Source organism: Hyphomonas sp. (assembly GCF_017792385.1).
GTDB lineage: Bacteria > Pseudomonadota > Alphaproteobacteria > Caulobacterales > Hyphomonadaceae > Hyphomonas.
Window position 1 is genome coordinate 221,782 of sequence record NZ_CP051230.1, and the last position, 18,316, is coordinate 240,097.

An 18,316-nucleotide genomic window follows, 5' to 3' on the forward strand; every position below is an offset into this window, starting at 1 on the left:
CAGCATATCCGTGCCATGCCGCCTGCCTAGCAGGCGCGGCTTAACGAGTCACTATTCCCATTCAGGCGGGGCCTCGGGCTCGACCAGCCCGGCCAGCCGTTCCGATACCTTGCCGCACAGCGTGTGGAACACACGCGCATTCTCGACCAGATTGGCCCAGCTGACCCCGTGATCGAGAATGACATAGCGTGACACCCGCACCTTCTGGCCATCGGACTTGTATAGAGAGATGGCAGGATAATCACGGTCAATCCCGGCAATCTCCTCAGATTCCGCCCTGGAGCCGTAAACCGCCATCAATTCCAGGCCGCGGCAATCCGATCCATCCGGAATGGCACACACGGCATAGGCGCCGAACGTCAGCCCTTCATCGAACTGGCCGAATACAAAGGGAGCGCCGTCGCCGGTGCGTCCCGCCGCGATGAATTTTGCATCGAGATCGGTCAACAATTGCCGGAGATCGTCCATCGAAACCGACTGAACCAGTTCGATCTGTTCAGGAGTCTCCGGTTCCGGCGTACCGGATTGTGCCCCGGCTGGCATTGCGGCAGCCAGAACCAGGCCCGCACTCACGATCAGTTTCAACATGGCCGTCCCTCAAACCATTGCGTTGAATCACCTAGGGGATGAATGTGGCGGTGAATTGACAGGCGGGCAAGCTGGCCTGCCGATCAGCTGGCCACCAGCTTCTTTTTCGCCTCGATCACATCCTTGCCCATCTGGACCGTCATCAGCTCTACCGTCTCGAAATGCAGTTCTGGCCGGAGATAGGCGATCATCTGGACCTCGATCCAGCGGCCATAAATGTCACCGTCAAAATCGAAGATATGCGCCTCCAGAAGCGGATCGCGCAGCCCTGTGGTCGGTGTCCGCCCGAAATTGGCCACGCCGGGCATCCAGTCGCCGTCCCGGTCAATGCGCACGCGCACGGCATAGACGCCATGCTTGGGATGAATCAGTTCGCCAAGATTTGTGTTGGCGGTGGGGTAGCCGAACTTTCGGCCGTTCTGCTCGCCCTGCATGACCGGCCCGTCTGCCACCCAGGGCCGGCCCAGTATCTCGGCGGCCACTTCCGGTTCGCCCGCCCGAAGCGCCTGCCGGATTGCAGTCGAGGAGGCCTTTTCGGACAGCGCCTTCACTTCCTCGACAATCGTGACGCCAAATCCGAGCGCGCGGCCAAGACTGGCAAGACGTTGGGCATGCCCCATCCGGCCGCGGCCAAATCGGAAATCGAACCCGACGGAGACATGACTGACCCCCAAACCGTCCACCAGAACCTGGCGGACAAATTCCTCATCCGTCTTCGAAGCCATTTCGCCATTGAAGGGCAGCTCGAACACCGCATCGGCGCCCTCGCCCAGGATCGCTTCATTGCGCCGTTCCGGGCGGAATATGCGGAACGGCGGGTCCATCGGCCGGAAATAGGCATGTGGCGGCGGTTCGAACGTGGCAACTGAAAAGGCGCCCTCGCCCGCTTCCCGCGCCGCCGACATCACGGCCCTGTGGCCCGCATGCAGGCCGTCGAAATTGCCAAGGGCAATCGACGCGCCGCGTGCGGAGGCCGGCAGGCCGCGATAATCGGCAAAGACAGGCATCAGGCCTCCCGGCTCGGCGCCACCACTTCGGCTTCGCCGGTAATGACCCGCTTGCCATCCACGGTGCATGAGACCTTCAGAGTCACGCGGTTGCCGCGCGCCTTCTTCTCCGAGACTTCCGCGCGCACCGTGACCTCGTCACCAATATGAACCGGGCGCTTGAAGCGCATGGACAGGCCGACAAAGATCGCGCCGGGGCCCGGCAGATTGTTGCCAAGGATGCCGGAAATATAGCTGGCCGTCAGCGCACCATGGGCGATCCGCTTGCCGAACACGGTTTGTGCCGCGAATTCATCCGACATGTGCAACGGATTGAAATCCCCTGACACTTCCGCGAACCGCTGAATGTCGTTTTCGGTGATGATGTGGACCGTCTCGTGAGACATGCCGATGTCGAGGTCTTCAAACTTGTAACCGGTAAATACGCTCATCCCGCTGGGGCTCCTGATTGCTTTTCGGCAGTTTCGTTACACGCTGCAGCGCAACACGTCACCATCTGAGGCCAGTCATGGCATAGGTGGCGATCTCGCCATAGTCGGCCAGAAGGTCCGCCACCTCTGTCTGAAAATCCTGTCCATGCTCTTTCAGCCCGGTGCCGACATACAGGCCGTCAAATCCCTGCAGGCGTGCCCCGCGCATATCGGTGGTCGGGCTGTCGCCGATGCAGAGAATCCGCCCCCTGTTTTCGGCAGCCGTCCCCAGCCGTGCAATTGCGAGCTCGTAAATGGCGGCATGCGGCTTGCCGGGATAGATGACGCGGCCCCCCATGTCTTCGTACAATTCGGCCAGCGCGCCGGCGCACCAGTGGAGCTTGCCGCCAATTCGCACCTGTTTGTCAGGATTGGCACAGATCATCGGGATGTTGCGATCCACGCCGGGACGCATCTCGTCGGCATAATCTGACGGGTGGTCATTCAGCGAGTCCCTGAGCCCGACGCACAGCAGCACATCGGCCTCCTCCGGTTCGCCAAAGGACAGGTCCAGCCCTTCATACAGGAACGGGTCGCGCTCCCATCGTGAATTGACGCCCATCCGCCAGAAGACCTGATCCTTGCGACGCTGCAATTCTTCCCGCGTGGCATCGCCGGAAGACACGCAATCATCATAGGCCGCGGCAGGCACGCCAAGGGGTTCGAAATAGTCGATCACCTGCTGTTTCGGCACAGGCGCATTGGTGATCAGGCAGACCTTGCCGCCCCCTTCGCGAAACCGCACCAGGGCGTCACACGCTGCGTCAAAGGCTGCACGTCCATTGTGGATGACGCCCCAGACATCACACAGGACGGCATCATACCGGTCCGCAATCTCGGACAGGCCGCCCGGAAATTTCAATTCAGTCATATGTTTCGACCTAGGGTGCGCGGCTTGGGCGGTCAATCACCAAAACCGCAGGCCTCCGCTGGCAATGGATTGAGCCGCCAGTGAACCGCCGTCGGGATCGATACGGCATGCGCGAGAAAGCATCCCTTCACCCGGGTCATGTGTCCGGCTCCCGACTCGGTGATCAGTGCTGGATCATAGTTGCAGGACACAAGGTTCGCCGCATGCAGGTCTGAATTTCCCATCCTTACTTCCAGGATCATGTGATTGGATCCGGTTCCAACCACGACCGTCTTGGCGTCGACCGGGCCGAACTCGCATCCCTCCAGGCTGCCATAGCGGCCATCCGACAGCACCACGCTCGGCTCCAGCTCCGGCGCGATCCGCAGGTCCAGCAGCACGATCCCTTCGCGCAAGCCCTGAAGCGCGATTGGCGCCTCATGGGGAATGGGTCCCGGCAGGTCTGCACGTATGATCGCAATCTGATCGGCATGGGACAGTCCGCCAATGGCGGCCGCGAGGAAAAGTGTGATTGCAAAACGCATTGATCGTCCTCCCACGTCCCGTCATGTCACCATTCAATTGCGGCGGGACAAAGACCGGGCTTGCGCGGAATGGCCTGACCAGACGGTTTTATCTCCGGGAAATTTCTGCCATGTTCCATGTTGGGTTGTGAATGATGGACGGGTAATGGGCAGCACAGAGCATTTCAGGCGATTTCGCATCATCGCCATCATCTATTTGTGCCTTGGGGCGTTTTCCTTGCTCAGTGGGACGGCTGCGCTGTTTGCCGGCACAGAGGCGAACCAGGAATTGTACCTTGGCCTGGTCGTGGTTGGCGCGATCATGACCGTGTGTGCCATCGGGGCCTACAATGCGTCCCGCAGCGCGTTCATCCTGCTCTTGCTGTTGATGGGTTCGGGGCCGTTTGTGGGTGGATGGGCTGTGGGCACGGTCGTCATCACCGCACTCCACGCCGGTGCGCTCACCTTCGGAACCTGGCATGCATTTGCCTATTGGCGCGCGCAGAAGCCTCAAGGCCTCCCGGTACGGGGGAACGGCGTCCTGCGTTGGGCCGTGGCCGGGCTGATGGCCCCCGTGTGTCTTGGGCTCGTCGTCCTGATGGTTTGGCATCAAAATTCCGACATCGACGTCGAAATGGTGGCCGGGTCCGACATTCCGCCTGCGCATCTCGACTGGATGATCGAACAGAAATTTCTCTTCCGGTCTGAACTCCCCATCTATTTCTACTCGGATGCCATCGCCTCAATCCGCGAAGACGGCAATTTGCTGACAGACAAGTACGTGGGCGGCTGGCATGTCGACGATGACGGGGAACTCGTATCCTCCTGGGTCGCCCTCGGTGAGGTATGCCGGGTGGAACAACGCACTGAGGGAGACTGGCTCACCCCGGCCTATTACGTGTTCTATGAAGCCGGCGAAACGGATCCCTCCGCCGAGGTTTTCCTGCCGGTTTCGCAGAATGCGCCCGCGCGCTTTCTGGAACGTTTCAATCGCCTGAACAGCCGCCATCAGGATCAGGAGGTCGCCGATGCGTGCCGGGAAAACCGTGCAATCGACTGGAGCCGGGTCGCGGCGAACAATGGTATTCAGGACCGTGTTGTGCCCGGCGATGCCGTAACCAAGTCGCAAAGACACTGGCTGTTGGGCGAGCAGTACCTACTGCCGGAAGAGACCATCTTGATGTTCTACTCCTACGGCACCTATTCGATTGCCAAGGGCGGCTCGATGCTGACAGACCGCTTCTTCGGCGGCTGGCTCGAGACGGACGGCCAGCGGGACAGTCAATGGTTCAGGCTTGGCGAAATCTGCTCGCTGACCGAGGCAGACCCGACCGACGATGAGGCGCCATCATCCGTCAGCTATACCGCCACGGACGCCGAGGAGAACTGGCTGACCTTTGTGCTGTCGACGAAAGACAACGGCCATCTCCGCATGATCGAGAGTGTTCGCACAGCCAATCTGGATGCCCAGACAGAGGCGCAGCTTGCCGCCTGCCAAGCGAAGCGGACAGTAACGGCTTCCGCTCCGGGCGGTGGCACGTCAGCTGTCTCCAGCGAAGCCGAATGACGTATATTGCCTAGCCGAAATTCGATAGCCGCTGGACCAGTTCCTGCGGCGGTGCGGTTTCTTCCATCAGGGAGGATTTGATCGGACGTGGCGCGCCGAACACATGGCCCTGGCCGTAGGGAATGTCGTATTCGAGAATCTCGACCACGCTGGCCTCGTCCTCGATCTTTTCCGCCACCACGGTCACGCCATAGCGGGAGAAGACGGCGCTGACCTCCTCGCCATCAACGCGGCGATTGATTGAAGACACCGGGCGCGGGCCGGTCGGGTCCCGCAGCTGTTCCATAAGCAGCGTGCCGTTCATCTTCACAAAGCGGATGCCGGCCGACTGAAGCCGCGGCAGGTCCAGTTCCAAACTGTCGGCATGGTCGATCGAGAAGCGGAACCCGAGCGCTGTCAGCTTGTCCATATTGTCCCGCATGGCGCGCGAGCGCGTCTCGAACCGGTCGGCCGTGATCTCGAATATCACCGCGCCTGACAGGTCGCGATTCTCGGTCATGAAGTCCAGGAACATCGGGAAGAAGGTCGTGTCTTCGAGCGAGGATGCTGAGATGTTACAGAACACGCCGACCCGGCGATCCCGTTCGGCCAGGCGGCGCACGATCTGGACGCAGCGGAACAGTGTGAAATTGTCGATGATGCCCATCAGCTTGGCGCGGCGCGCAGCATCCAGGAATTCCGCCGGCAGCACCAGCGAGCCGTCCGGACGGCGAAGGCGCGTAAAGCCTTCATAGAAGGACACACGGCGCTGCGGCAGCGACACGATCGGCTGCAGGTGCAGATCCACCCGGCCATCCTTCAGCGCATCGCGCACATCACGCAGGATTGCGTCTTCCTCGGGCGCCATGACCGCGCCATTGCTGGTCTCGGCCAGCTTGTTCTCGAAACTCTTGGACAGCCGGTCGATCAGGCTTTCCAGCTGCTTCATTTCGGTCACCAGCGCATCCCGGCGCTCGGTCAGCTCGTGCTTGACGGTGGCCTCCACCGCATCGGTGCGGGCTTCCATGACCTCAACCCGTTCAGACGAATCCCGGACGGTCCGCTCGACCTGGTCCATGCGCTCATCCAGACGGCGGCTGGACCGGCCGGCCTTCATCAGGATGTGGACCTGACCCAGCAGGCCGGTCGCGATCGCGCCAGCGGCAATCGACATCGGCATGCCGACATCAGTCAGCGTGAACACGCCATAGCCGACACCGCCGCCGATCGCTGCGTAGAGGAGAAACAGAACGAAAGTCATTACGTCAGCACCCGATACAACCCATGAATGTTAACAGCTAGGCCCAATTGGTTAACGAATTGCGAGGAATTGAAGGAAATTGTCGACTGCGGTCTTTCCGTCACAGCGCCGTTGCAAACAAGCCACAATCCCAGCTGACCAAGCATGGCAGGGGTCGCGCACTTGGACAAGGTGCTGCGTGCGCGGGCGCCCGGGTTCGGCCCCTCTGCGACACTGCTGAAACCCGGAATCAGGGCCGCCAGGCCTGCACGGAGACCCATTCGCAATCATCTGTGGAAAAACAGCGAATTCAGGTGTTTCAGGGCTGTGCGTGGGTGTTCGACACGAAAACCGGTTCGTTCAGAGGCCAATCCGATTCGCAGGCCAGTTCATGGTCCGCATCCTTGCTAAATGCCTCTGCCAGCGCGGCGCCACATCCGGACACAACAGCCCGTTGGCCCGCATAATCCATCAGATAGGCTGCCCGGTCCGTGCCGGTTTCCACCTTGTGAATGCGCAGATCGCCGGTGTCGAAAACGGTGGCCACCTGTTTACCATTGCCCGGCAACAGCGCGAGCAAGGCAGAATCGAACCCGCCGGACGGTTTGGCCTCCACATAGATCAGCGCATCGGAAATCTCGTAGGCCCGGTTCAGGATGCCGATGAAGTTCTCCGTGCCTGCGGGCCCGGCCACCGGCAAGGGCCCCTCATGACCGGCACGCCATGCGGCATTGCGCAACTCATCAAGTCCTTCGACGTCTTCGCCGCGCAGCGACAACAGCAGCACCGCGTCGAGATTTCGCAACTGGTCGGGCGACAGGTCGAGCGTGACCCCCGCGGGCGCGCCGATGACCACACGCTTGCCTCCCGCCATCAGGATCGTGCACGGCGCGGGCAATTTGCGGGGGCCACACGGCAGGAAGGCGAAATCGGTCGGCGTCACCACGGGCGGCGCAACCGGACCATCCATTACGGGTGTCGGCGCATCGGCCGCCCCGCACGCCGTCAACACGGCCATCAGGGCGCCGGACAGGAACGTCTTCCAGGTCATATCGCCGACAGCCCTATCCGATTCTCATGCCCTCGGGTTCAGGAACGATCTCGTTTTCGATCATGCCGATCTCGTCGATCTCCAGACGGACGCGATCTCCGGCCTTGAGCCATTTCGGGGGCGTGTGGGCCGCGCCGACGCCTGCAGGTGTTCCAGTAAAGATCAGGTCGCCGGGCTCCAGCGTGAACGCAGCGGTCAGATGGGCGATCTGCGCGGGGATGTCGTGGATCATGTCGCGGACATGGCCGGTCTGGCGAAGTTCCCCGTTCACGAAGCTGCGCAATTGCAGCGCTGACAGGTCTGCCACCTCATCCGGGCTGACCAGCGCCGGGCCGAAGGGGGCATGCGTGTCGAACCCCTTGCCCATGATCATTGTCTGGCTCGCCTTCTGCCAGTCCCGAACAGAGTAGTCGCAGCCCACACAGAAACCGGCAATGATGTCCATCGCACGCTCGCGCGGAACGTGGCGGCCATGCTTTCCGATCACCACCACAAGCTCGACTTCATAATCGAGTTGATCCGAAACCCTGGGTAGATGCACCTTGCCAAATGGAGCATTGGCTGCGGTCGCCTGCTTGTTGAACCATTTCTGCACCTGCGGGGCCTTGGTATCCACAAAGCTGACACTCTCGGCCGCATGGGCGGCATAGTTCACGCCAATGCCCAGTATCTTGCGCGGGCGCTCCACCGGGGCCAGCAGGTCCAGCGAGGCCAGAGGCACCGGCGGCGCGTCGGAACCTGTAAGCGCCATGGCGTCTTCAAGCGTACGGGCTTCAGTCGGCGTCACGTGTTCGCCGGTCAAAATTCCGTAGCGCGCACCATCTGTCGTCGCGAACCGAACCAGTCTCACTGCGTTACCCTCCTGTCACACTATTCCCTGAAACGCCTTACCAGCCGTTCATGTGCCGTTGTGGTGACACTTGGCAAGGGCTAGGCAGAAGGCTTGTATAGAGGAAGCCCCTATGGATCTCGGCGTACGTGCTCAGGAGAGTTCACTCAAGAGTGTTTTCGGTCCCAGCGAGCGGTTGTGCATGCCGCCTTACCAGAGAAGCTATTCCTGGGGCGAGCGCGAAGCAGGCGAGTTGCTGACAGACCTCCTCGACGCCGCCGAAACCGGCACGCCGCACTTCATTGGCGCGGTGGTGCTGAACAAGGGTAATGAGGAAGGCGTCCTCGAAATCGTGGACGGGCAGCAGCGCCTGACAACGCTCACCATCCTGCTGGCCGTGCTGCGGGACACCGAGACCGATCCGAAGCGCAGCGCCGACATTCACGCTCTGATTGCCAATGAAGCCCGTCCGATGCTGGGCGAGGCCGCCAGCTGGCGGCTGGAACTGAACCATATGGACGGTCCCTTCTTCCGGCACATGATCCAGACGCCCGGGGCCACGCTGCGCCTTGAAGGCGAGACCGGCGAGAGCGACAGCCAGCAACGCATGGTGCAGAATGCGCGCACCCTGCTGAAGCGCGTCCGGGCCCTGTCGGCCGAAGACCATCATGAATTGGCCGAGGTCGCCATGAACCGCTGTGCACTTGTACGCGTCGTCGTCAACGACAAGGACCAGGGCTTCAAGGTGTTCCGTGTACTCAACACCCGGGGCAAGGAACCGGGAGCGCACGACATCATCAAGACGGAACTGTTCCAGCGGTCGAAATTCACCGCCAAGGAAGCCGCCCATTATTCCGAGCGGTGGGCCGAACATGAAGCCGCATTGGGCGGCAGCGCCTTTGATGACCTGCTGCGTCAGATTCGCTCCATCTACGACAAATCCTCCAAGGGCGAACTGATCACCGGCTTCCTCAAGAATGTCATTCCCAAGATCACGGCGCGTGGTTTCCTGGACGAGATTCTCCCGCGCTATGTGGACGCCTACAAGCTGATCACGACAGCCAGTGTGGATGAGGGACGGCACGCCAAGCTGATCAGTGACAAGCTGAACCAGATGCGGGCACTGGACCAGACCAGCTGGCGCGCACCGGCCCTCAAATTTCTCGTTGAACAGGGCGTCGATCATGACACGGCTCCGGAATTCTTCACCAAGCTGGAGCGGCTGTCCTATATCGTCATGCTTGTGCTGACGGACCGCGACCAACGGTCAAAACGCTTCCACAAGATCAATGAGAATATCGGGAACGATCGGGGCCTGTATGGCCGGGGCAGCCCGTTCAACATCACCAAGGATGAGGGCCGCCGGGCCTTCGACCGGATGCTCGGCCGCTTCGCGACCTTCGGCCAGCGCCGTTCCATGGCATTGCGCCTGAACGCGGCGCTGGATGGCGGCTTCACCATTCCGCCGCAGTCCGATGCCACGGTGGAGCACGTCCTGCCGCGCAATATCAGCGATGACAGCCACTGGATGATCACCTGGCCTGACCCGGCAAAACGACGCGAACAATGCGACACACTCGGCAATTTCGTGCTGTTGACCAACAAGGTGAACCAGAAGGCGGACCGGCTCGACTACCGGGCCAAGAAAGAGGTCTATTTCAATGGCGGTGGCGGCATGGATTTCGCGCTGACCCGCGACCTTGTCGATCAGGAAGCCTGGACCTCCGAAGTGGTTCGCAAGCGCACCGAGCGGCTGGCAGAGATCCTGATGATGGAATGGCAACTCGGCTGACCCGGCCTGTCCCGGCGTAACCCCTGTTCGCCGCAGGCTTCTGTGGTAACGACTCCCTGAAAGACATAATCAAGGGAGCCCATCATGAGCCTGTTCGACCTTACCGGAAAGACTGCCGTCATCACTGGATCCTCGCGCGGCATCGGCAAGGCGATCGCTGAACAGATGGCCGAACAGGGTGCCCGTGTGGTCATCTCGTCCCGCAAGCCCGGCCCGTGCCAGGAGGTTGCAGACCAGATCAATGCCAAGCATGGCGACGGCACCGCCATTGCGATTCCTGCCAACATCTCCTCCAAGGACGACCTCAAGACCCTCGTCGAAAAGACCCGCGACTCCTTCGGACAGATCGACATTCTGGTCTGCAACGCGGCCTCCAATCCCTATTACGGCAAGATCGAGGAGATCGACGACGAGTCCTTCGAGAAAATCCTGTCCAACAACATCATTTCCAATCACTGGATGATCCAGCTCGTCGCACCGGAAATGAAGGACCGCAAGGACGGAGCCATCGTGATCATTTCTTCGATCGGTGGCCTGAAAGGCTCGGACACGATCGGCGCCTACAACATTTCGAAAGCCGCCGACTTCCAGCTTGCCCGCAATTACGCCATCGAACTCGGACCGTACAACATTCGTGTGAACTGCGTCGCCCCCGGCCTCATCAAGACCGACTTTGCCCGTGCGCTGTGGGAGAACCCGAAACTGGCAGAGCGGATCGAAAAGGGCACTCCGATGCGCCGGATCGGCGATCCGGAAGACATTGCCGGGGCCGCCGTATTCCTGGCTTCAAAGGCGGGCGCCTACATGGCCGGGCAGATGGTCGTTGTGGATGGCGGCACGACGGTCACCTGATCCATGCATCTCACAGACTCCCCCGACTCGGCGCCTGCCGACGAAACCAGCTTTGAGACATTCCGGCAGGTGGACATCCGTGTCGGCACAATTGTGGAAGCGGCGCCACTCGAAGGTGCGCGAAAACCTTCCATTCGCCTGCTGATCGATTTCGGTCCCGGCGTCGGCATCCGGAAGTCATCTGCACAGATTACGGACCACTACACACCGGAAGATCTTGTCGGGAAGCAAGTCGCGGGGGTCGTCAACTTCCCGCCCCGCCAGATCGGCAAATTCATGTCTGAAGTCCTGACGCTCGGCTTCCCGGATCAGGATAACAGGATCGTGCTGTTCTCGCCGGACCAGCCTGTCCCCAATGGAGCCCGCCTCGCATGACCGAACCCACCTTGTCAAAACAGGCGCAGACCTTTCTCACAAATCTGCGCGACGGCACCTGGCAGCCACCGGTCGGGCTGCAGAACCTGGGCATCCGGCCCGATCTGTGGCTGAAGGAATTCGACTATGGCTATACCCGGTATGAATGGCCAAATACGGGGGATCGCGACATCAGCGACAACCGCGCCTTTGGCGGCTGGGTTGCGGGCTTCTCTGACCACATTGTCTCCATCACGATGGCCAGCGCGCTGAAGGATGGGGAATGGTTCACGACCATGGAGTTGCAGACCCGCATCTTGCGTCCGGTCACGCACGGCCTCATCACCATCGAGGGGCGCCTTGTCAGCCGTGGCCGCACCACAGGACTCGTTGAAGCGGACTGGAAAGACGAGAAGGGCCGCCTTCTGGCCCGCATCACGGCGGCAAAGGCCATCCGCACACGCGACGAACTCGGGCAAGCCGCCTTGCCGAAATAGGGCAATATCAAGACGTCAGGAACCTCCCTCCGGGCAGCCCGTTCACTCGGCAAGCCATAAAGGAGCTGACCATGATGACGTCATTGAAACTTGCTGCGGCAACCGGAGCCCTCGGTCTGGCAACAGCACTCGCAGCCATCCCTGCGCACGCCCAGCTCGGCGTGGGAGTCGGTGTGGAAACCGATGTGGATGTCGGGGTCGGCGTGCGTACGTCAGACCCGGCGCCCCGCCACACGCACACGACCTATGTTTATGATGGCTACGAGTCCGGCCATTGGCATACGCGCCATGAAGTGCGCCGTACCCAACGCTGGAACGCCCGCTATCAAGGGTATGATTGTTACGAGTCCTTCCAGTATACGTGGGAAGACGGGGAGCGCGTGCGCCATGACACGACCTTCTGCTATCGCGAGAACGGCAGACGCTTCGAACCGCGCGGCGCACGGGCAACCGTGAAAATCCGCTAACCACATTCAGGATCATTGAAGAAGGACCCCGTCAAAAGGCGGGGTTCTTTTGCGACCTCACCTCGTTCCACTCACCGGCACAAACCGCCGACAGCCGGGCAGAATGCCGGAAAACCAGCTTCGCTCGAAGAAACGACCGGTCAAGGCAGCAACAGGCACGCATCCCCATAGGAATAGAACCGGTATTCGTTTGCAATGGCATGCGCATAGGCGGCCTGCATCACATCTGTTCCCATCAGTGCACAGACCAGCATGAACAGGCTGGAACCGGGCAAGTGAAAATTCGTCACCAATGCGTCCGTGGCCCGTACGGCATCGCCCGGCTTCAGGAAGATATCTGTCGGCCCGGTGGCTGGCTGAAGCACCCCCTCCGTGTCCACACAGCTTTCCAGCGTTCGCATGGCCGTGGTGCCGACCGGCACGACCCGGTGCCCGTCTGAGCGCGCGGCATTCAGCCGAGCCGCCACTTCGGGCGTCAGCCGGCGCCATTCCTCATGAAGGCGGTTGGCCGCCAGCTGCTCGGCTTCCAGCGGCTTGAAGGTGCCAAGGCCGACATGCAGACGCACTCGCTCTTGCCGGATTCCAGCCGCGTCGACCTCGGCCAGCAGGCGCGGCGTGAAGTGCAGCCCGGCAGTTGGCGCGGCAACAGAGGCGGCATCCTCTCCGGCAAATCCGGTCTGATAGGTGTCGCGGTCTTTTGCATCCGCAGGCCGCCGGCGGGCGATATAGGGCGGCAGGGGCATTGCCCCGTGCGCGTCCAGCGCTGCCGTCAAGTCTGCACCGCCACGCGAAAAGCGCAATTCGATTTCCCCCCCCTTGGGACGACCGGTAATGTCCGCTGAAAAGCCTTCGGCAAAGAGGATCGTGTCACCCACCTTCAGGCGACGCCCCGGCCTGGCGAGCGCCCGCCAGGTATGCGCGTCGACGCGCTCGGTCAGGTTCACGTCACAGGCAACATCCTGCCCCACGGCATCGCGGGCCGGGCGCACGCCCTTCAGGGCCGCCGGCAGAACCCGCGTGTCGTTGAACACCATGACATCGCCAGCCGACAGATAGCGCGGCAAGTCACGGACGCCGGCATCCTCCAGCCGCCCATCACCATGGACCACCAGAAGGCGCGCAGAATCCTGCGGCTCGGCCGGGCGCAGCGCAATCAATTGCTCCGGCAGGTCAAACTGGAAAACGGAAAGGTCCATCGGAACGGGGCCCCTTCGGATGCGGGCTCAGTTCTCCACAACCGCAGGTACGGGCGGCAGGCTGCAGACATGCGGAATGCCGTCATCCTCGATGGTGGCAGCGAACGCGTCGGTATCCGTACGCATGACCCAGGCAGCCGGACGTTCGGCCGCAGGCAGGTCAGCAGCCACTTTCGCAGAAACCAGCGTATCGGGATCGCGCACCACACCATCAGTGCCGTCCGGTCCCTTCTTGATCGACATGACAACATCCTGCCCCTCAATCACGCGGCCCCAGGCCGTGTATTGCTTGTCGAGGTGCTCGGCATAGCCGCGCATGAGGAAGAATTGCGAGTTCGCCGAATTCACATCATCGCCAAGGCGCGCCGTCGACACGACGCCAGGGCAGTGCGGGATCCAGCTTTCGATTGTCTCATTGCCAAGGTCCTGGGCCAGCCAGAGCGGGCGCGTGGCCATCGGGAATCCCTTGATGAAGCCGCCTTCGGCCAGATCCCGGTCGCCAATGGCGTAATCGAGCGGCATCTCGTCCGGGTTCCGGCGGTAGGTGAATTCCGCTTCGATGTTCGGCAGTCCGGACCCTTCGCCATTCATGGCGAAAATGTCCCCGCCCTGAGCCATGAAGCCTTTGATGACGCGGTGAAACTTTGTCCCGTCATACTTGCCGGACCGGATGATTTCGGAGAATTGCGCCACATGTTTCGGCGCGATTTCCGGAAAGGCCTCGATCAGGATGCGGCCCTTGCTGGTCTCGAAGATGAACAGCTGCTCCGGATCGACCGCACGCCACTGCGCAGGGTCTGCCTTGGCCTGCTCGACCGTGTGCGTCACGGCTGTCTCGTCCGCTGGCGCTGCGCTGTCTGTGGTATCTGCCGTTGCTGTCAGGGCGAGGGCGGAAGCGGCGAGCGCGAAAGCGGCGAACTTCATTTTTGGTACTTCTCCAGAAGGGCCCGTTTGACCTCAGGCGTTACAAACGGCGTGATGTCGCCGCCCAGGCTCGCAATCTCCTTCACGAGCCGGGAGGCCACCGCCTGATGCCTAACATCAGCCATCAGGAATACGGTTTCAATGTCGGGATTCAGTTGTTCATTCATCGCCGTCATCTGGAACTCGTACTCGAAATCCTGCACGGCGCGCAGGCCGCGCACGATGATGTGCGCCTCACAGGCCTCGGCGAATTTCATGAGCAGCCCATGCATCGGCATGACCTTGATCTCGGCAAGGCCCGGCCCGTTCAGCTTGGCGCATTCGGAGCGCACCATGTCGACCCGGTCCTGCAGGGCAAAGAGCGGCTTTTTCGCTTCATTGACCGCCACGCCGATAATGAGCGTATCGACCAGTTTCCGGGCCCGGCCGATAATGTCCAGATGGCCGTTTGTCGGCGGGTCGAAAGTTCCCGGATATAGTCCAACACGATGCAAAAGCCTGTCCTCCCCGCCTTTTGAGGTCCGATACTGGGGCGCGGGATCTACTCGCCCGCGTCTTCGGCACCATCCATAGCGGTTTCAGCGTCTTCCACAAGCCGTGCAACAGAAACGACGCGCTCATCATCGGCCGTGCGAAGCACCCAGACGCCGCCGGTGGACCGGCCGGCAATCCGGATCTGGTCGACCGGCGTGCGGATCAGCTGGCCGGCATCGGTCACCAGCATGACCTGATCGCCATCATCGACGGTGAAGGACTGGGCCACTTTCTTGACCGGCCCCTGCTTCTTGTCACGGCCCCAGATGTTCTGGGCGACAAGGCCTTTGCCGCCGCGCCCGGTGACCCGGTAGTCATAGGCGGACGAGCGCTTGCCCATGCCATCGTCGGCGATTGTCAGGATGAACTCTTCCGCAGCGCCCAGCTCGGCAATGCGTTCGGCGCTGAGAGCGGCTTCGGCGACCGTTTCCTCGCCCTCATCCTCGGAGATTTCCTCTTCCTCACCCGTCGCTGCACGGCGCATGGCAGCGGCGTGCTTCAGATAGGCGCGGGCCTCTTCGGACGTCACATCCATGTGGCGCAGGATGCCCATGGAAATGACTTCGTCTCCGTCGGCCAGGCGGATGCCCCGCACGCCGGTGGAGTTCCGGCCCGCAAATACCCGCACATCCGGCACGGCAAAGCGGATGCACTGGCCAAGCGCCGTGGTCAGCAGGATGTCGTCCTTCTCGGAGCAGATCTTCACGGAAATGATGCCGTCGCCTTCGTCCAGCTTCATCGCAATCTTGCCATTGCGGTTCACGCGAATGAAATCCGACAGCTTGTTGCGGCGAACCGTACCGGACCGCGTCGCAAACATCACGTCCAGCTCATTGCGGGACTCGTCGTCCTCAGGCAGCGGCATGACGCTTTCGATCCGCTCGTCGGCAGCCAGCGGGAAGATGTTGACCAGCGCCTTGCCGCGCGAATTCGGTCCGCCCATTGGCAGGCGCCACACCTTCTCCTTGTAGACCATGCCGGCCGACGAGAAGAACAGGACTTCGGTATGCGTCGTGGCAGAGAACACTTTCACGACGAAATCCTCGTCCTTCATACTCATGCCCGAACGGCCCTTGCCGCCGCGATGCTGGGTCCGATAGGTCGAAAGCGGCGTGCGCTTGACGTAGCCGCCATGCGTCACGGTAACGACCATGTCCTCGACCTCGATCAGGTCCTCGTCTTCCATGTCGACGCCGCCAAAGGCGAATTCGGAGCGGCGCGGCACGGCGAACTTTTCCTTCACCTCGGACAGTTCGCCCTTGATGATGTCCAGCACGCGCTGGCGCGAGCGCAGGATGTCCAGGAAATCCTCGATCTTTTCCGACAGGCCCTTGGCCTCATTGCCGATTTCATCGCGGCCAAGGCCGGTCAGGCGCGAGAGCTGCAATGCCAGGATCGCGCGGGCCTGTTCATCGGACAGATAGATCGTGTCGCCATCGCCCTTGCGGGTCCGGCGGTCGGCGATCAGGTCCAGCAAGGGTCCCATGTCCATGATCGGCCAGGCTTTCTCCAGCAGGGCCTCGCGAGCGGAATTCGGGTCCGGCGAATAGCGGATGATACGGATCACTTCGTCGATGTTCGCCACGGCCATGGCCAGGCCGACAAGGACGTGCGCCCGGTCGCGGGCCTTGTTCAGTTCATGCTTGGTGCGGCGGACCACGACTTCCTGGCGGAAGGTGACGAAGCAATCGAGCACCTTGCGGAGGTTCATCAGCTCGGGCCGGCCCCCATTCAGCGCCAGCATGTTCACGCCAAAGCTGGTCTGCATCTGGCTGAAGCGGTAAAGCTGGTTTAGCACGACTTCGGCGCTGGCGTCCTTCTTCAGCTCGATCACGACACGAATGCCGTTCCGGTCGGATTCGTCACGCAGATCGGCAATGCCCTCGATCCGCTTCTCACGCACCAGTTCCGCGATCTTCGTGATCATGGCCGCCTTGTTCACCTGATACGGGATCTCGGTGACGATAATGGCCTGGCGGCCATTCTTGGCTTCCTCGATATCTGTCTTGGCGCGCATGATGACGCTGCCGCGTCCGGTGGTCAGGGCCTTGCGGCTACCGGACATGCCCATGATCAGGCCGCCGGTCGGGAAATCCGGCCCCGGCACGATTTCCAGAAGCGCATCCTCGTCCAGCGTCGGATCGTCGATCACGGCCAGGGTCGCGTCGATCACCTCGCCCAGATTGTGCGGCGGGATATTGGTCGCCATGCCGACGGCGATACCGCCAGCGCCATTGACCAGAAGGTTCGGGAATTGCGCCGGCAGCACGACGGGTTCCTGCTGGGACCCGTCATAATTGTCCTGAAAGTCGACCGTATCCTTGTCGATGTCGGCGAGCAGATAGGTCGCCTCCTTCGTCATGCGGCTTTCGGTGTAACGCATGGCGGCCGGAGGATCGTTGTCGATCGAGCCGAAATTGCCCTGGCCGTCGACCAGCGTCACACCCATCGAGAAGGGCTGCGCCATGCGCACCAGCGCATCATAGATCGCGGAGTCGCCATGCGGGTGATAATTACCCATCACGGCACCAACGATGTTGGCGGATTTCTTGTACGGCTTGCTCGGCGTGTTGCCGCCCACATCCATGGCGTAGAGAATGCGGCGATGCACCGGTTTCAGGCCGTCGCGCACATCCGGCAGCGCACGGCTGACGATGACGCTCATCGCATAGTCGAGATACGAGCTTTTCAGCTCGGATTCGATGGAAATCGGCTCGATGCCATCCGGCAGGGGCGCGGCGCCCCCACTGCCATTTTCCGGCGTTTCCGGCTCGTCCGGCGGAGTCGTTTCGTCGCTCATGGAGAATTCGTCCTGGCTAGGGTGAAACCGGCGGGAATCACCTGTTCCGATACAGGAACATGTCTAGCACCCTGTCGCCTTTGAAACAAATGCGACAGGGCCGAAATAGCAGTAATTACGGGCGAAAACGCCGGTTCCGCATCCTAGAACGGGATCTCGTCATCCAGGTCCTGGCTGAAGCTCTCCTGCGGGCCGCTCATCTGGCGCGCGCCGCCGCTCTGGCCCTGGTATCCGCCAAAATCATTGCCCATCGAGCGGCCACCGCCCTCATTGCGGCTGTCCAGCATGGTCAGGGTGGAATTGAAGCCCCGCAATACGACTTCGGTCGTGTACCGGTCCTGGCCGTCCTTGTCCTGCCACTTCCGGGTTTCAAGCTGGCCTTCGATATAGAGTTTGGAGCCCTTCTTGACGTAGCTCTGCACCACGCGGACCAGCCCCTCGCTGAACACCGAGATGCGGTGCCATTCGGTCTTTTCCTTGCGCTCGCCGGTATTGCGGTCCTTCCAGGTCTCCGATGTGGCCAGCGAGAAACTGGCGACCTGGCCACCATTCTGGAACTGGCGGACCTCCGGGTCCTGTCCGACATTGCCGACAAGAATGACCTTGTTCACTGATCCTGCCATGGTTCCAACTCCGCTCCGATCTGTTTCGCTTTCGATTCGAATCTGCTTTTACTCTTCCCGAGGCGGCGTGTCGCCCGTCGCGATGAGAATTCCCCCGCCTTCGGCATGAAAAAGCAGCGCCAGCTGTATGTTCACATTTTGTTCTTGTCGTCAAGCTGGACTCAGGGCACAC

The 18,316-nt window shown here is 61.4% G+C and carries 19 protein-coding genes; 6 read left to right on the plus strand and 13 right to left on the minus strand.

The genetic code is table 11. The annotated features are described in order from the left end of the window. Positions 1 to 51: 51 nt before the first annotated feature. The 5 genes from HF955_RS01060 to HF955_RS01080 all read right to left on the minus strand — a co-directional run bounded on the left by HF955_RS01060 (position 52) and on the right by HF955_RS01080 (position 3,460). On the minus strand, positions 52 to 588 hold the full coding sequence (locus HF955_RS01060; RefSeq protein ID WP_291077174.1) for a hypothetical protein: 537 nt from the start codon (positions 586 to 588) through the stop codon (positions 52 to 54). Between the two features lie 83 nt (positions 589 to 671). After that, positions 672 to 1,595, minus strand: a complete 924-nt coding sequence (ribF, locus tag HF955_RS01065; protein ID WP_291077175.1) for a riboflavin biosynthesis protein RibF — start codon at positions 1,593 to 1,595, stop codon at positions 672 to 674. Then, complete coding sequence (locus tag HF955_RS01070; protein WP_291077176.1) at positions 1,595 to 2,026, minus strand: MaoC family dehydratase; 432 nt, start codon at positions 2,024 to 2,026, stop codon at positions 1,595 to 1,597. The genes ribF and HF955_RS01070 overlap by 1 nt, the downstream gene beginning before the upstream one ends. A 58-nt stretch (positions 2,027 to 2,084) precedes the next feature. Beyond that, positions 2,085 to 2,936, minus strand: coding sequence for a TIGR01459 family HAD-type hydrolase (locus HF955_RS01075; protein WP_291077177.1), 852 nt, complete (start codon positions 2,934 to 2,936; stop codon positions 2,085 to 2,087). Positions 2,937 to 2,968: 32 nt separating this feature from the next. Beyond that, positions 2,969 to 3,460, minus strand: a complete 492-nt coding sequence (locus HF955_RS01080) for a hypothetical protein (RefSeq protein WP_291077178.1) — start codon at positions 3,458 to 3,460, stop codon at positions 2,969 to 2,971. Positions 3,461 to 3,605: 145 nt separating this feature from the next. On the opposite strand from HF955_RS01080, the gene HF955_RS01085 reads away from it, so the two are divergent. Further along, complete coding sequence (locus HF955_RS01085) at positions 3,606 to 5,006, plus strand: hypothetical protein (protein WP_291077179.1); 1,401 nt, start codon at positions 3,606 to 3,608, stop codon at positions 5,004 to 5,006. A 10-nt stretch (positions 5,007 to 5,016) separates the two neighbouring features. Here HF955_RS01085 and HF955_RS01090 read toward each other — a convergent pair whose 3' ends face one another. The 3 genes from HF955_RS01090 to HF955_RS01100 form a co-directional block, all read right to left on the minus strand. Next, a complete protein-coding gene (locus HF955_RS01090) occupies positions 5,017 to 6,246 on the minus strand; it encodes an EAL domain-containing protein (RefSeq protein ID WP_291077180.1) in 1,230 nt (409 codons plus the stop codon). A 298-nt stretch (positions 6,247 to 6,544) separates the two neighbouring features. Next, positions 6,545 to 7,276, minus strand: coding sequence for a hypothetical protein (locus tag HF955_RS01095; RefSeq protein WP_291077181.1), 732 nt, complete (start codon positions 7,274 to 7,276; stop codon positions 6,545 to 6,547). A 13-nt stretch (positions 7,277 to 7,289) separates the two neighbouring features. Further along, positions 7,290 to 8,126, minus strand: a complete 837-nt coding sequence (locus HF955_RS01100; RefSeq protein ID WP_291077182.1) for a fumarylacetoacetate hydrolase family protein — start codon at positions 8,124 to 8,126, stop codon at positions 7,290 to 7,292. Between the two features lie 112 nt (positions 8,127 to 8,238). Here HF955_RS01100 and HF955_RS01105 point away from each other — a divergent pair, with 112 nt between their 5' ends. The 5 genes from HF955_RS01105 (at position 8,239) to HF955_RS01125 (ending at position 12,067) form a co-directional block, all read left to right on the plus strand. Continuing rightward, on the plus strand, positions 8,239 to 9,897 hold the full coding sequence (locus tag HF955_RS01105) for a DUF262 domain-containing HNH endonuclease family protein (RefSeq protein WP_291077183.1): 1,659 nt from the start codon (positions 8,239 to 8,241) through the stop codon (positions 9,895 to 9,897). Positions 9,898 to 9,981: 84 nt separating this feature from the next. After that, positions 9,982 to 10,749 carry an SDR family NAD(P)-dependent oxidoreductase gene (locus tag HF955_RS01110; protein ID WP_291077184.1) on the plus strand — a complete coding sequence of 256 codons (768 nt, stop codon included), beginning with the start codon at positions 9,982 to 9,984 and terminating at the stop codon, positions 10,747 to 10,749. A gap of 3 nt (positions 10,750 to 10,752) precedes the next feature. Next, positions 10,753 to 11,124 carry a tRNA-binding protein gene (locus HF955_RS01115; protein ID WP_291077185.1) on the plus strand — a complete coding sequence of 124 codons (372 nt, stop codon included), beginning with the start codon at positions 10,753 to 10,755 and terminating at the stop codon, positions 11,122 to 11,124. After that, positions 11,121 to 11,600 (plus strand): PaaI family thioesterase, encoded by a 480-nt coding sequence (locus HF955_RS01120; protein WP_291077186.1) that lies wholly within the window; start codon positions 11,121 to 11,123, stop codon positions 11,598 to 11,600. The genes HF955_RS01115 and HF955_RS01120 overlap by 4 nt, the downstream gene beginning before the upstream one ends. A 71-nt stretch (positions 11,601 to 11,671) precedes the next feature. Next, positions 11,672 to 12,067 (plus strand): hypothetical protein, encoded by a 396-nt coding sequence (locus tag HF955_RS01125; protein WP_291077187.1) that lies wholly within the window; start codon positions 11,672 to 11,674, stop codon positions 12,065 to 12,067. 140 nt (positions 12,068 to 12,207) lie between these two features. Here the strand turns inward: HF955_RS01125 and queA are convergent, their stop codons facing one another. The 5 genes from queA to ssb all read right to left on the minus strand — a co-directional run bounded on the left by queA (position 12,208) and on the right by ssb (position 18,144). Next, positions 12,208 to 13,263 carry a tRNA preQ1(34) S-adenosylmethionine ribosyltransferase-isomerase QueA gene (queA, locus tag HF955_RS01130; RefSeq protein ID WP_291077188.1) on the minus strand — a complete coding sequence of 352 codons (1,056 nt, stop codon included), beginning with the start codon at positions 13,261 to 13,263 and terminating at the stop codon, positions 12,208 to 12,210. A 27-nt stretch (positions 13,264 to 13,290) separates the two neighbouring features. Continuing rightward, on the minus strand, positions 13,291 to 14,187 hold the full coding sequence (locus HF955_RS01135) for a peptidylprolyl isomerase (RefSeq protein WP_291077189.1): 897 nt from the start codon (positions 14,185 to 14,187) through the stop codon (positions 13,291 to 13,293). Then, positions 14,184 to 14,681, minus strand: coding sequence for a pantetheine-phosphate adenylyltransferase (gene coaD / locus HF955_RS01140; protein ID WP_027836718.1), 498 nt, complete (start codon positions 14,679 to 14,681; stop codon positions 14,184 to 14,186). Before coaD ends, HF955_RS01135 begins: the two co-directional genes overlap by 4 nt. 47 nt (positions 14,682 to 14,728) lie before the next feature. Beyond that, positions 14,729 to 17,521 (minus strand): DNA gyrase subunit A, encoded by a 2,793-nt coding sequence (gyrA, locus tag HF955_RS01145; RefSeq protein ID WP_291077190.1) that lies wholly within the window; start codon positions 17,519 to 17,521, stop codon positions 14,729 to 14,731. A 143-nt stretch (positions 17,522 to 17,664) separates the two neighbouring features. Beyond that, the gene (gene ssb / locus HF955_RS01150) at positions 17,665 to 18,144 is read right to left on the minus strand and encodes a single-stranded DNA-binding protein (RefSeq protein WP_027836719.1); all 480 of its coding nucleotides are present in this window, start codon (positions 18,142 to 18,144) and stop codon (positions 17,665 to 17,667) included. Positions 18,145 to 18,316: the final 172 nt, after the last annotated feature.